We start from the raw sequence: 13405 nt of genomic DNA, 5'->3' as shown, positions 1-13405 counted from the left end.
GGCCTAGCGCAGCCGGCCGGCGCGGTGCAGGTCGTCGAAGAGGACCTGGTCGACCGGGGGGACGCGGTCGCGGTCGTCGTAGCGGAACCACGCGACCTCCTCGATCTCGCTGCTGGCGGCGAGGGTGCCGGTGTAGTCGGCGGTGTAGCAGGCCATCGAGACGACGGCGCCGGGGGCCTGGGCGTGGGCCGCGGCCCGGTAGGTGTCGACGTGGGCGACGGTGTCGGGGAGGAGCGTGACGGAGAGTTCCTCGGCGACCTCGCGGATCAGGGTCTGCAGGTCGGTCTCGGCGCCCTCGCGCTTGCCGCCGGGGATGTAGAAGACGTCCTTGCCGCGCGGGCGGGCGCACAGGATGCGGCCCTCCTCCAGCCGGACCCACGCCACCGTGTCGATCAGCTCCGGCTCCGCCGGGCGCGCGCCCGTCGCGCCGGGGCCGACCGCGTACCAGGGGCGGGGCGGCTCGGTGGCGGTGGCCAGGTTCCGGTTGGCGAAGGCGGGGCGGCCGGTGACCTCGGGGCCGAACCAGGGCGGCGGGGTGAACGCGTCGGCGGCCCGGCGGTCGGTGAACTCGACCTCGACGGTGCGCAGTCCGGCGAGCCGGCCGTGGAAGGTGTCGACCACGGCCTCGTGCGGGCCGAGCGGGACGACCCGGCGGGTCTTGTGGATCCGGGTGCCGTCGGTGGCGGGCCACAGGACGGCGAACTGCTCGGTGTCCAGCGGGGTCTCCCACTCGCCGCGGACCAGCCCGGAGCCGCGCTTGACGGTCAGCGAGTAGGCGCCGTCCTGCCGGCGCAGCCGCGCCTCGCCGCCCTCCGGGTCCGCCGCCAGGTATCCCTGCCGGACGTCGAACTCCCGTCCGTCGGGGACGGTTTCGCCGTCCGGTACGAGGAACTTGCGCTCGATCTCGACGCCCACCGGGCCTCCTCCGCACACGTGCTGGGGCGGCGGCCGCCGCCGGGCGCCATGCTATGCGGGCGGGGCCGGGCGGCCGGGGATCAGCCGGAGCCGGCCCGGCCCGCGGGGTCCGCCGGTTCGCTCGGGTCCTCGGGTTCGACCCAGTAGAGCTGCTTGTGGCCGCGGGCCTCGAACTCGGCGGCCAGCGCCTCGGCCCGGGCCCGGTCGAGGCCGCGGGCGAGCAGGAAGCGGTTGCCGTTGTCGTCCTGGCGCATCACCCGGTGGGCGGTGCCGGGCGGCGGTGGGCGGTCCATGCCCACACGGTAGCGGTCCGACCCGGTGGGGGGCGGGTCGGACCGCCCGTCCGGCCTCCAGGCTGGACGGTGCGTGCTACCGGGCGGTACGCGTCCGGTCAACGTCTCGTTAACTCGGGGGCGTGCCCAACTAGCTTACGCGCACCAGCAGTTCACCGTGCAGTACGGCGAACCAGCCGTCCGGGTCGGCTCCCCAGCGGGTCCAGCCGGCGGCGATCCGCTCCAGGTCGGCGGGGGTGGCCAGTCCCTCGGCCACCGAGGTCTCGGCCGTCCTGGACTGCACGGTGCGCCCGGACCAGACCTCGGACCACCAGGCCCGCTCGGCGTCGGTGGCGAAGGTCCAGGTGCTGGAGGAGGACGTCAGGTCGGCGTCCGGCAGGCCCGCCGCGCGCGCCCAGGCCAGCAGGCGGCGGCCGGCGTCGGGCTCGCCGCCGGAGAGCCGGGCCACCCGCTGGTACAGCTCGGCCCACTCGTCCAGTTCGGGCACCCGCGGGTACCAGGTCATCGCGGCGTAGTCCGCGTCGCGGACCGCGACCACCCCGCCGGGGGCGGTGACCCGACGCATCTCGCGCAGCGCGGCGACCGGGTCGGCCAGGTGCTGAAGCACCTGGTGGGCGTGCACCACGTCGAACGCGCCGTCGGCGTACGGCAGCCGGTACACGTCGGCGACCTCGTACGACAGGTTGGCCAGCCCGCGCTCGGCGGCCAGTCCGGCGGCCCGGGCCAGCACCCCGCCGTCCGGCTCGATGCCGACCACCCGGCCCTCGGGGCCGACCAGTTCGGCGAAGTCGGCGGTGATCGTGCCCGGGCCGCAGCCGACGTCCAACAGCCGCTGTCCGGGGCGCAGTTCGGGCAGCAGGTAGGCGGCGGAGTTGGCGGCGGTGCGGCTGACGTGCGAGCGCAGCACGGTGGCGTGGTGGCCGTGGGTGTAGGCGGGCATGGCGGGACTCCCTCTCCCTCGAAGGCGGTTCCTCGTGGCTCCTCCAGCATAGGAAAACGTTCCACTGATCGGACAAACTCGTCTCGCATGTCAAGACTGATGGGTCATCACCTCGCCATCCGCGCCCGCCGGGAGCAGAATCCTCCGCATGGGAAAGACCTATGAGCGCATTGACGCCAGGCTCCGCGCGTTCATCGAGAAGCAGCCCGTCTACTTCGTCGGCACCGCCCCGCTGGCCGCCGACGGATTCCTCAACCTGTCGCCCAAGGGCCGGGTCGGCACCCTCGCGGTGATCGACGAACTGACCCTCGCCTACCTGGACTTCGGCGGCTCGCACGCCGAGACCATCGCGCACCTGCGGGAGAACGGCCGGATCGTGCTGATGTGGTGCGCCTTCGAGGGCCCGCCCACCGTGCTGCGGGTGCACGGGCACGGCGAGCCGGTGTTCCGCGACGACCCGCGCTTCGCCGGGCTGCTCGCGCACTTCGACCCGGCGGCGGACGGCACCGCGCTGCGCGCGGTCATCCTGGTCCGGGCCGAGCGGGTCAGCGACTCCTGCGGCTTCGCCGTCCCGTTCATGGACTACAGGGAGGACCGCACGCTGCTGGCCGACTTCTTCGACCGCAAGGGCGAGGACCGGTTCAGCGAGTACTGCGAGGGCAAGGAGAACGTCGCCGTCAGCATCAACGGGCTGCCCGCCCTGCCGCTGCCGGTGCCGCCCCGCCCGGCCTGAGCGGCCGCCCCGGCCCCTGGCCCGAGCGGCCGTCGCGCCGGGGGCGCGGCGTACGGTGGGAACCCCGCCGTCCGCCGAACCTGGAGCCGCGCCGTGCCCCGCCCCCACGTCCTGCTGAGCGCCGCGGTGTCGCTCGACGGCCACCTCGACGACGCCTCGCCCGAGCGGCTGCTGCTCTCCAACGCCGAGGACTTCGACCGGGTCGACGCGCTGCGCGCCGACAGCGACGCCGTGCTGGTCGGCGGCGGGACGCTGCGCGCCGACAACCCCCGGCTGCTGGTCAACTCGGCCGAGCGGCGCGCCGCGCGGACGGCCGCCGGGCGGCCCGCGTACCCGCTGAAGGTCACCCTGAGCGCGAGCGGGCGGCTGGACCCGGCGCTGCGGTTCTGGCACACCGGCGGCGCCAAGATCGCCTACACCACCGACGCCGTCGCACCCGTGCTGGGCGCCGCGCTGGCCGGGGCGCCCGGCACCGAGGTGGTCGGCCTGGGCGCGGAGGTGCCGCTGGGCGCGGTGCTGGACGACCTGGGCGCGCGCGGGGTGCGGCGGCTGATGGTCGAGGGCGGCGGCGGCGTGCACACCCGGTTCCTGGCCGAGGGCCTGGCCGACGAGCTGCAGCTGGCCGTCGCCCCGCTGCTGGTCGGCCAGGCCGGCGCGCCCCGCTTCCTCTCCCCCGCCGCCTACCCGGGCGGCCCGGCCCGGCGGATGCGGCTGCTGGGGGCACGTACGGTGGGGGACGTCGTCCTGCTGCGGTACGCCCCGAAGGAGTCCCCCGATGAGCACCGGTGATCGCGAGCTCGACCTGCGCCGACTGCGCCGCGCGATCGAGCTGTCCCGGCACTGCCCGCCGTCCGGAACCGCCTTCTCGGTCGGCGCGGTGGTGGTCGGCGCGGACGGCGAGGTGCTGGCCGAGGGGTACAGCCGCGAGGTGGACGCCGTGAACCACGCCGAGGAGGCCGCGCTCGGCAAGCTGCCGGCCGGCGACCCGCGGCTGCGCACCGCCACCGTCTACTCCACCCTGGAGCCGTGCGGGCAGCGCGCCTCCCGGCCGCACCCGTGCGCGGAGCTGATCGTCGCGGCCGGGGTGCCGCGGGTGGTGGTGGCCTGGCGGGAGCCCGCGCTGTTCGTCGAGGACTGCCGGGGGGCCGCGCTGCTGGAGGCCGCGGGCGTCGAGGTGGTGGAGCTGCCGGAGCTCGCCGAGGAGGCCCGGGCGGTCAACGCGCACCTGGTGGGCTGAGCGGCCCCACCGCCACCGGTTTTGTACGATTGAGGAACAAACCAACCGTACGAGGCCCCCGAGGAGCCCCGATGCCCGTCCTGACCCCGCCGGTCCGGGCCGTCCTGCTCGACATGGACGGCACCCTGGTCAACTCCGACGCCGTGGTCGAGCGCTGCTGGCGCCGCTGGGCCGGGCGCAACGGCCTGGACGGCGACGAGGTGATGCGGGTCGCGCACGGGCGGCAGGGGCACCTGACCATGGCCCTGCTGCTGCCCGACCGCCCGGTGGAGCAGAACCTCGCCGAGAACGCGGTGATGCTCGACGAGGAGTCCGCCGACACCGACGGCGTGGTCGAGGTCCCGGGCGCCGCCCGGCTGGTGGCCTCGCTGGCCGGGCTGCCGCACGCGCTGGTGACCTCCGCCGACGACCGGCTGGCCCGGGTCCGGATGGCCGCCGCCGGCGTCCCGCTGCCGCCGCTGATGGTCACCGCCGAGCACGTCGGCGCCAGCAAGCCCGACCCGGAGGGCTTCCTCAAGGCCGCCGCCCAGCTGGGCGTCGCCCCCGCCGAGTGCCTGGTCCTGGAGGACTCCGAGGCGGGCATCGCCGCCGCCCGGGCGGCCGGCATGCCGGTGCTCGGCATCGGCCCGCGCGCCGCCGCCCACCGGCCCGACCACCACGTGGACGACCTGTCCGGCGTCTCCGTCAGCCGCGCCGAGGACGGCGCCCTGGCGGTCGAACTGCCCTGAGGCGCGGGCCGGTCGCCCACCGCGCGAGCTTCGCCCGACGCGGCGGGGGCCGGAGGACGCACCCCGGGGCCGGGCCGGTCGGTCGTGCCGGATCGGCGCGCGGCTCCCCCGGCCCCTCGGGAGCCGGGAGGCGCCTCCCTTCGCGCCCCGCCGGGCGGGCCGGCCCGACCACTCGGGTACGGGGTCGGTGCTGCTGGGTGACGGGAGCGCCGGATCGCCCCCGGGGCCGGGGGCGATCCGGCGTCGCGGGCCCGGCGCGACCAGGCGGCCCTAGCCCGCGCCCAGCAGCGCCGCCGCCACCCGCTCGCACTCCTCCGGGTGCTCGCCCAGCCAGCGGCCGAGCAGGTGGTCGGCGCCCGGCAGGGTGAGCCTGGCGTACGGGGGCGCCGCCGGGCGGGTGCGCAGGGCCGCGTCCAGCGCGTCCGTCACCCCGGCCGGGATCACGCCGTCCGTCTCCGGCAGCACCAGCACCGCCCGGCCGCCGAACGCCGCGAGGGTGTCGAAGGCCGTGCTGCTGCGCCAACTCCCCTCCTGGCGCAGGACTTTGGTGAACTCCGGATTGGCGAAGGGCAGTTCGCGCACCTCGCGGGCGTAGGCGGCGGGTGCGCAGAGGGCCACCGCCTCGGTGCGGACCGCGAGTTCGGGCATCCGCAGCAGGTCGGTGACGGTCTGGCCGCCCATCGAGAAGCCGACCAGCAGCAGCGGGCCGACCGGGGCGTGCCGCTCCAGCACGGCGCGGGCCTGCCGGGCCCGGCGGGCCAGCGAGAGCTCGCCGAGGGTGCCGCTGCTCGCGCCGTGCCCGGCGAAGTCGAACACCACGGCGCGGCACCCGGCGGCGGCCAACTCCCTTGCCAGCGGCAGGCAGCGGTGCCGGTCGCCGCTGCCCGCGCCGTGCATCAGCAGCGCGGTGAGCGGCAGCGCCGAGGCGGACGGCTGCGGAGCGAGCGGCAGCGCCGAGGCGGACGGCTGCGGAGCGAGCGGCAGCGCCGAGGCGGACGGCTGCGGAGCGAGCGGCAGCGCCGAGGCGGACGGCTGCGGAGCGAGCGGCAGCGCCGAGGCGGACGGCTGCGGGGCGAGCGGCAGCGCCGAGGCGGACGGCTGCGGAGCGAGCGGCAGCGCCGAGGCGGACGGCTGCGGAGCGAGCGGCAGCGCCGAGGCAGACGGCTGCGGAGCGAGCGGCAGCGCCGAGGCAGACGGCTGCGGAGCGAGCGGCAGCGCCGAGGCAGACGGCTGCGGAGCGAGCGGCAGCGCCGAGGCAGACGGCTGCGGAGCGAGCGGCAGCGCCGAGGCAGACGGCTGCGGAGCGAGCGGCAGCGCCGAGGCAGACGGCTGCGGAGCGAGCGGCAGCGCCGAGGCAGACGGCTGCGGAGCGAGCGGCAGCGCCGAGGCAGACGGCTGCGGAGCGGACGGCAGCGCCGAGGCAGACGGCTGCGGAGCGAGCGGCAGCGCCGAGGCAGACGGCTGCGGAGCGAGCGGCAGCGCCGAGGCGGACGGCTGCGGAGCGGACGGCTCGACCACGGTGCAGGCCAGGCGTTCACCGTCCGCCTCGACGGTCGACTCGACGAAGTCCATGCGGGTGCTCCCTGGCGGTTGGCGGTCGGTCGGCGGGGCGGCGGCGGTCAGCCGGAGAGGGTGGGGCGGCGGCCCGGCCGGACCGGGCGGCGCCGCCCCGCACCCGCCCGCGCCGCCTCGTTCCGCCATCCGCCCAGGGTGTCACGCCCCGCCGACGGCGGTCCGCGCCGCCCGGCGGGCCGGGCGCCGGGCAGGGCGGCGGGCAGCAGGCCGAGGGCGGCGAGCGCGGCCAGGACCGGCAGGGCGCCGTGCGCGCCCGCCCCGGTGGCGGCCGCGATGCCCAGGGTCGGGCCGATGTTCGCCGCGGTCTGCTTCAGACCGCCGACCGTGCCCGCGTACCCGGCCGGGGCGTCGCCGACCACGGTGCCGGTCGCCGTCACCATCACCGCCGCGAACCCCGCCCCCAGCAGCGCCGAGGCCGCCCCGGTGGCGAGCTCCGCCCCGCCCCCGCCGCCCGGGCCGGCCAGCCCCGCGATGCCCGCCACCAGCAGCGCCACGCCCGCCAGCGCCGTCCGCCGGGGCCCGTGGACGCGCAGCGCCCGCTCGGCCGCCGGGGCGCCCAGCACCATCAGCGCGGTCAGCGGCAGCATCCGCAGCGCCGTGCCCAACGGGCCCACGTGCAGGGCGTCCTGGAGCCGGAACGTGGTGCTGAACAGGGTGCCGAACAGCCCCGCCGAGGCCGTCAGCAGCAGGACCAGCGAGGCCGCCACCGGCCGGGACGCCGCCACCGGACGCGGCACCACCGGGCTCGCGGCCCGCCGCTCGTGCGCCACCAGCACCGCGAACAGCCCGACGGCGCCCGCCAGTTCGGCCGACGTCCCGCCCCAGCCGCGCTCCGGCACCCGGGAGAGCGCGTGCACCAGGACCGCCAGCGCCGCCGCCAGCAGGGCCGCGCCCGCCAGGTCGAGCCGCTGCCCGTCCGCCCGCGCCCGGCCGGGGCGCAGGGCGAGCGTCATCCCGGCGATCAGCGCGGCCGCCGGGACGTTGATCCAGAACACCGCGCGCCAGCCGAACGCGTCCACCAGCAGCCCGCCGAGCAGCGGGCCCGCGCCCGCCGCGACCGCGATGGCGCCCGTCCGGACGGCGATCGCCCGGCCGAGCCGCTCCGGCGGGCAGCACAGCCGCAGCAGCGCGAGCGTGCCGGGCTGGAGCAGGGCGCCGAACACGCCCTGGACGGTCCGCAGCCCGATCACCCAGCCGAGGGTCGGGGCGAGCGCGATGCCCGCCGAGGCCGCGCCGAAGCCCAGCACGCCCACCAGCAGGGTCGGGCGGTGGCCGTAGCGGTCGCCGAGCCGGCCCGCGAGCACCAGCAGGGCCGCGACGGCGACCAGGTAGCCGGTGCTCGTCCACTGCAACTGCGCCGTGCCGGTGTCGAGTTCGCGCCGCATGCCGGGCTGCGCCATCAGCAGCACGGTGCCGTCCAGGGCCACCAGCATGGCGGCCCCGGCGCTCACCGGCAGCGCGAGGCGGCTCGCGCCACGCCCCGCGCCACGGCCCTCGTCACGACCCGTGCCATCGCCCTCGTCACGCCGCTCGTCACGGCTCGCACCACGACCCGCGTCACGACCCGCGCCGCGGCTCACTCGGCGGCCCCGAGGTGCGCCGCCAGCACCGCTTCCAGCAGCTCCTCCTCGCGGCCCTCCCCCAGCATCAGCGCCGTGCTCCCCCACCCCCGCAACTGCGCCAGCCCGTGCAGGTTCGCCCACAGCGCGGCCGTCGCCACCGGCGCCCGCCGCTCGTCCCCCGTGCACCGCGCCACCAGCCGCGCCAGCTCCCCGAACAGCGGCACCGTCGCCTCCCGCAGCCGGGGGCCGGCCGGCGCCGACCCGTCGCCGTTCAGCAGGTCGTGACGGAACATCAGCTCGAACATCCCGCGCCGCTCGGCGGCGTACGCCAGGTACGCCCGGGCCAGGCACGCCAGCCGGGCCCGCGGGTCGGGCTCCCGGACCGCCGCGAAGCGCGCCGCCAGTTCCTCGAACCCGCGCCGCGCCACCGCCGACAGCAGTTCCCGGTGCGTCGCGAAGTACCGCCGCGGCGCCCCGTGCGACACCCCGGCCCGCCGCGCGATCTCCCGCAGCCCGACCGCCCCCGACCCTTCGGCCAGCACCAGTTCGACCCCGGCGTCCACCAGGCGCTCCCGCAGGGGGCTCCGCTCGTCATCGCTCACGGACACTGTCTACCAGCGCCGAGTAGACAGTGTCTACCGGCGCTGGCGGACCGGCCCCGGAAAACGGCCCGGGCCGCCCTCCGTGGCGGAGGGCGGCCCGGGCGCGGCGGCCGGACGGGTGTCAGGCGGGGGAGGGGACGGACTCCGCCCGCCCGCGGCCGACCTCGGTGACGCTCAACACGTTGATGAGCTTGTCGAGTTGCTTGGTCACCTGCTCCAGCGGGGTGTCGTCCGCGTCGACCACCAGGGTGACCCGGGAGAGCCCCGCCGTCTCGGCCGGGACGACGACGAGGGAGTCGATGTTGAAGCCGCGCCGGCTGAACAGGGCCGTGACCCGGGTGAGCGCGCTGGGCTTGTCCTCGACGAGGACCGACAGGGTGTGCTTGCTCATGAGCCGTCGCTCTCCCACTTCGGAGTCATGTCTCGGGCGATCTTGATGTCGTCGTTGCTGGTGCCGGCCGGGACCATCGGCCAGACCATGGCGTCCTCGTGGACCACGAAGTCGATGACCACCGGCACGTCGTTGATCTGCATCGCCTTGGCGATCGTCGCGTCCACGTCCTCGGGCCGGGTGCACCGCAGGCTGACGCAGCCGTAGGCCTCCCCCAGCTTCACGAAGTCGGGGATGCGCTGGGCCGTCTGCAGGTCGGAATTGGAGTACCGCTCGCCGTAGAAGAGCGACTGCCACTGGCGGATCATGCCGAGGTTGCCGTTGTTGATGACCGCGACCTTGATCGGCACGCCCTCCAGCGTGCAGGTGGCCAGCTCCTGGTTGGTCATCTGGAAGCAGCCGTCGCCGTCGATCGCCCAGACCACCGTGTCCGGCCGCCCCATCTTGGCGCCCATCGCGGCGGGCACGGCGTACCCCATCGTGCCCGCGCCACCGGAGGTGATGAAGGCGCCGGGCTTCTCGAAGCCGACGAAGTGGGACGCCCACATCTGGTGCTGGCCGACGCCGGCCACGTAGAGGGCGTCCGGTCCGCCGATGGCACCGAGCCGCTCCAGGACGTACTGCGGGGCCAGCGTGCCGTCCCCGAAGTCCTCGTACCCGAGCGGGTAGGTCTCCTTCAGCTTGTCCAGCTGCGCCCGCCACTTGACGTAGTCGCCGGGGCGGTCGACCGCCTGGACGAGGGCGCCGATGACCTCCTTGCAGTCGCCCACGATCGGGACGTCGGCCGTCCGGTTCTTGGAGATCTCGGCCGGGTCGATGTCCGCGTGGATGACCTTGGCCCGCGGCGCGAAGGACGACAGCCGGCCGGTGACCCGGTCGTCGAACCGCACGCCCAGGGCGATCAGCAGGTCCGCCTGCTGCAGCGCGCCGACCGCCGAGACGGTGCCGTGCATGCCGGGCATGCCCATGTGCAGCGGGTGGCTGTCGGGGAAGGTGCCCCTGGCCATCAACGTGGTGACGACCGGGATGCCGGTCAGCTCGGCCAGGCGGAGCAGTTCCGCCGAGGCGCGGGCCTTGTGCACGCCGCCGCCGACGTACAGCACCGGGCACTCGGCCTCGGAGATCAGCCTGGCCGCCTCCTGGATCTGCTTGGCGTGCGGCCGGGTGACCGGCCGGTAGCCCGGCAGGTTCGCCGTCGGCTCCCAGTGGAACTCGGTGGTGGCCTGCAGCGCGTCCTTGGTGATGTCGACCAGCACCGGGCCGGGGCGGCCGGTGGAGGCGATGTGGAAGGCCTCGGCGATGGTGCGCGCGATGTCGCCGGCGTCGGTCACCAGGAAGTTGTGCTTGGTGATCGGGAGGGTGATGCCGCAGATGTCGGCTTCCTGGAAGGCGTCCGTACCGATCATGGTGCTCGGCACCTGGCCGGTGATGGCGACCAGCGGGACGGAGTCCATGTACGCGTCCGCGATCGGGGTGACCAGGTTGGTGGCGCCCGGGCCGGAGGTGGCCATGCAGACGCCGACCTTGCCGGTGGCCTGGGCGTACCCCTCCGCGGCGTGCCCGGCGCCCTGCTCGTGCCGGACCAGCACGTGGCGGATCCTGGTCGAGTCGTACAGCGGGTCGTAGGCGGGGAGGATGTGGCCGCCCGGATATCCGAACACCGTGTCGACCCCGACGTGCTCCAGCGCCCTGACCAGAGCCTGGGCACCTGTCATCTGTTCGGTCATCTGCTCGTTCCTCTTGGCTTGGCTCGAATGCTGGGCGCGCCCGCCGGCCCGATTCGGACCGGCGGAGGGCACCCGTTCGCAAGACTGATTCGAAGGGCAGCGCGCGGAATTCAGCAGTCGGACGGTAAGTCCGGAAGTACTACGGGATGGCGCGCAAAGAGCGGTGTCGGGTGACGACTACGCGCTCAGCGGCTCCGAGGGAACAGAACTCTCGTCGGAGCAGGGCGAATCCGTTCGTGACGGCTCAAGCAAGTTCTCGCGCAAATCGCGGGAATGCGAGACTTCAGCCTACCTTCCCGCTGTGTGCGGATGCCAATCATTCCGGTGACGGATCACCGCATCGGTGCTTTCCGGCAAACGGGTTGACGACCCGTCAGGGATGGCCGGATCAGACGGCCGGCACGGTGCGCCGCGGCACCAGCTCCGTCAGGTAGTAGAGGCCGGCCACCAGCGGGAAGGCGATCCCGCACCAGGCGATGCCCTGCCACCCGTACGACTCGTACACCGAGCCGGCCACCGCCGACCCGACCGCGCCGCCGACGAAGAAGATCGCCATGTAGAGGCCGTTCAGCCGGCTGCGGATCTCCGCCCCCAGCGAGAAGATCGCCCGCTGGCCCAGCACCAGGTTGCACGAGATGCCCACGTCGAGCAGGAGCGCCGCGACGAACAGGGCCGCGACCATGTGCCCGCCGCTGGTGAACACCAGCAGGAAGCAGAGCACGACGGCCAGGATCGCGAGGCCGGTCGCGGGCTTCGTCAGACCGCGGTCGGCGATCCGGCCCGCGACCGGCGCGACGAACGCCCCGAGCACCGCCGCCAGCGAGAACAGGGCGATCCCGCCCTGGCTCAGCCCGCACGCCGGGCTCGCCAAGATCAGCGGCACGGCGGTCCAGAACAGGCTGAACGCGCCGAACAGCATGGCGTGGTAGAACGCCCGCCGCCGCAGGATCGGCGTGCTGACCAGCAGTTTCCCCATCGACGCCAGCAGCGCCGGGTAGCGGACGGAGGTGGTCGGCTTCCGCTCCGGGAGGACCGAGCGCAGGGTGAGGGCGAGCACCAGCATCAGACCGGCGGAGATGGCGAAGATCGCCCGCCAGCCGAGCAGGTCGGTCGTCATGCTGGCCACCGGACGCGCCAGCAGGATGCCCAGCAGCAGGCCGCTCATGACGTTGCCGACGACCTGCCCGCGGCTCTCCTCCGGGGCGAGGTGGGCCGCGAAGGGCACCAGCATCTGCACCACGACCGAACTCAGGCCGATCACCAGCGAAGTGCCGAGGAACAGGGCCGCGTTGGACGCGACCGACGCGCTCAGCAGCGCCGCCGTGCACGCCACCAGGGTGACCGTGATGAGCCGGCGGTTCTCGAAGATGTCGCCGAGCGGGACCAGGAAGACCAGGCCCACGCCGTAGCCGATCTGGGTCAGCGTCACCACGAGGCTGGAGGCGCTCGCGCTCAGGCCCACGTCGGGGCCGATCAGCGCGACCAGGGGCTGCGCGTAGTAGATGTTGGCCGCGACCGCGCCGCAGGCCAGCGCCATCAGGAAGGTCAGGCCGCGGTCCATGCCGACCTGCACCGTCCGCCTTGCTGCACTCTCAGTTTTCATTGCTCTCTCGACAGGATCGGGTGATCGACGTTCAGACTGCGGTCGCCTGGACGACCGCGAACTCCGGACGCGCGGACAGGACCCGGGGGGCGGAGAAGCCCGTCGCGTCCAGGAGCCGCGCGAAGTCGTCCAGGGTGCGCTCGCGCCCGCCGTGCAGGACCTGCATCTGCAGGTCCAGCACCAGGTCGAGCGGGTCGCAGTCCTGCGGGGACTCCTGCAGGACGCGGTCCACGATGACGAGCCGGGCGCCGGGAGCCATCGCCGTGCGGCAGTTGCGCAGGACGGCCTCCGCCTTCCCGTCCGGCCAGTCGTGCAGGATCCACGACAGGACGTAGACGTCTCCGCCCACGGGTACCGCGTCGAAGAAACTGCCCGCGCAGGTGCTCAGCCGGGCGTGCCCCGACCCCGCGGGCAGGGCGGAGATCACGCTGGCCTGGTCGTAGACGATGGCCTGCACCTCCGGGTTCCGTTCGAGGACCGCCCGCGCCAGGCTCCCCGTCCCCCCGCCGACGTCGATCACCCACTCGCCGGGCTCCACCGGGAGCACGTCGGCGATCGCCGCGTAGCGCCCCGGGTACCCGCTCGCCATGTAGCGCTGGTAGAGCGCCTCCTCCTCCGGGCTGGCGTTCATGTAGGCGAAGAAGTCCTGGCCGTTGACGGGCGAGAACGCCTCCTCGCCGGTGCCGGCGCAGTGGCTCAGCGCGCCCCAGGAGCGCCAGATGCCCGGCATCCCCCAGAACCGCGCGGCCCAGTGGAGCGAGGGGCCGTCCGTGGTGGTGGTCAGCAGGCGGGACGCCTCGTTGTGGCGGATTCCGCCGTCCGCGTCGACGTCGAACACGCCCTGGGACGACAGGGCCCGGGCGATCCGGGTCAGGACGCCCGCGTCGGCCTTCAGGCGTTCGGCCAGGGCGGTCAGCGAGTCCCCGTCGTCGCCCACCGCGTCGGGGAGGCCGAGCTCGCAGGCCGCGGCGATCATCTGGGTGACCGCCATGCCGCGGATCAGCTCCTGCATCCTGCGGATCTCGCCGGCGGGCGTCCGGGCCGCGGGGTCCCCGTGCGTGACGGGCCCCGCCGGAGCAGACTCCTGGATGGTCATGCG

The 13405-nt window shown here is 75.0% G+C and carries 13 protein-coding genes and 1 pseudogene; 4 read left to right on the top strand and 10 right to left on the bottom strand.

Features of this window, described 5'->3' with window-relative positions:
* Positions 1–3 precede the first annotated feature (3 nt).
* From HUT16_RS22065 to HUT16_RS22055, 3 genes are all read right to left on the bottom strand, one after another.
* The gene (locus HUT16_RS22065; protein WP_176192799.1) at positions 4–396 is read right to left on the bottom strand and encodes an NUDIX domain-containing protein; all 393 of its coding nucleotides are present in this window, start codon (positions 394–396) and stop codon (positions 4–6) included.
* 599 nt (positions 397–995) lie between these two features.
* Positions 996–1208 (bottom strand): hypothetical protein, encoded by a 213-nt coding sequence (locus HUT16_RS22060; protein ID WP_176189842.1) that lies wholly within the window; start codon positions 1206–1208, stop codon positions 996–998.
* A 130-nt stretch (positions 1209–1338) separates the two neighbouring features.
* Positions 1339–2148 (bottom strand): methyltransferase domain-containing protein, encoded by an 810-nt coding sequence (locus tag HUT16_RS22055; protein WP_176189841.1) that lies wholly within the window; start codon positions 2146–2148, stop codon positions 1339–1341.
* 148 nt (positions 2149–2296) lie between these two features.
* Here HUT16_RS22055 and HUT16_RS22050 point away from each other — a divergent pair, with 148 nt between their 5' ends.
* The 4 genes from HUT16_RS22050 to HUT16_RS22035 all read left to right on the top strand — a co-directional run bounded on the left by HUT16_RS22050 (position 2297) and on the right by HUT16_RS22035 (position 4846).
* Positions 2297–2881: a pyridoxamine 5'-phosphate oxidase family protein gene (locus tag HUT16_RS22050; RefSeq protein ID WP_176189840.1), complete on the top strand. Its 585-nt coding sequence runs from the start codon at positions 2297–2299 to the stop codon at positions 2879–2881.
* Between the two features lie 93 nt (positions 2882–2974).
* Entirely contained in the window at positions 2975–3670 is a 696-nt protein-coding gene (locus HUT16_RS39850; protein ID WP_176189839.1) for a dihydrofolate reductase family protein, read from the top strand.
* Entirely contained in the window at positions 3657–4118 is a 462-nt protein-coding gene (locus tag HUT16_RS39845) for a deaminase (protein WP_176189838.1), read from the top strand. The genes HUT16_RS39850 and HUT16_RS39845 overlap by 14 nt, the downstream gene beginning before the upstream one ends.
* Positions 4119–4189: 71 nt before the next feature.
* Positions 4190–4846, top strand: a complete 657-nt coding sequence (locus tag HUT16_RS22035) for an HAD-IA family hydrolase (RefSeq protein ID WP_176189837.1) — start codon at positions 4190–4192, stop codon at positions 4844–4846.
* 270 nt (positions 4847–5116) lie between these two features.
* Here the strand turns inward: HUT16_RS22035 and HUT16_RS22030 are convergent, their stop codons facing one another.
* The 7 genes and pseudogenes from HUT16_RS22030 to HUT16_RS22000 all read right to left on the bottom strand — a co-directional run bounded on the left by HUT16_RS22030 (position 5117) and on the right by HUT16_RS22000 (position 13402).
* Positions 5117–6418 carry an alpha/beta fold hydrolase gene (locus HUT16_RS22030; protein WP_176189836.1) on the bottom strand — a complete coding sequence of 434 codons (1302 nt, stop codon included), beginning with the start codon at positions 6416–6418 and terminating at the stop codon, positions 5117–5119.
* A gap of 47 nt (positions 6419–6465) precedes the next feature.
* Entirely contained in the window at positions 6466–7854 is a 1389-nt protein-coding gene (locus HUT16_RS22025; protein ID WP_176192798.1) for an MFS transporter, read from the bottom strand.
* A 143-nt stretch (positions 7855–7997) separates the two neighbouring features.
* On the bottom strand, positions 7998–8585 hold the full coding sequence (locus HUT16_RS22020) for a TetR/AcrR family transcriptional regulator (RefSeq protein WP_176189835.1): 588 nt from the start codon (positions 8583–8585) through the stop codon (positions 7998–8000).
* Between the two features lie 145 nt (positions 8586–8730).
* Positions 8731–8976 (bottom strand): annotated as a pseudogene (ilvN, locus tag HUT16_RS22015) (acetolactate synthase small subunit); the annotation flags it as partial.
* Positions 8973–10775 carry an acetolactate synthase large subunit gene (locus HUT16_RS22010; RefSeq protein ID WP_303392089.1) on the bottom strand — a complete coding sequence of 601 codons (1803 nt, stop codon included), beginning with the start codon at positions 10773–10775 and terminating at the stop codon, positions 8973–8975. The gene HUT16_RS22010 and the pseudogene ilvN, both read right to left, overlap by 4 nt.
* A 316-nt stretch (positions 10776–11091) precedes the next feature.
* Positions 11092–12306 (bottom strand): MFS transporter, encoded by a 1215-nt coding sequence (locus HUT16_RS22005; RefSeq protein ID WP_176189833.1) that lies wholly within the window; start codon positions 12304–12306, stop codon positions 11092–11094.
* A gap of 31 nt (positions 12307–12337) precedes the next feature.
* Complete coding sequence (locus HUT16_RS22000; protein ID WP_176189832.1) at positions 12338–13402, bottom strand: methyltransferase; 1065 nt, start codon at positions 13400–13402, stop codon at positions 12338–12340.
* Positions 13403–13405 lie beyond the last annotated feature (3 nt).

This window comes from Kitasatospora sp. NA04385 (assembly GCF_013364235.1).
Lineage (GTDB): Bacteria > Actinomycetota > Actinomycetes > Streptomycetales > Streptomycetaceae > Kitasatospora.
Note: the sequence above shows the minus strand (reverse complement) of the source record. Positions and strands in the feature narration are given on the sequence as shown.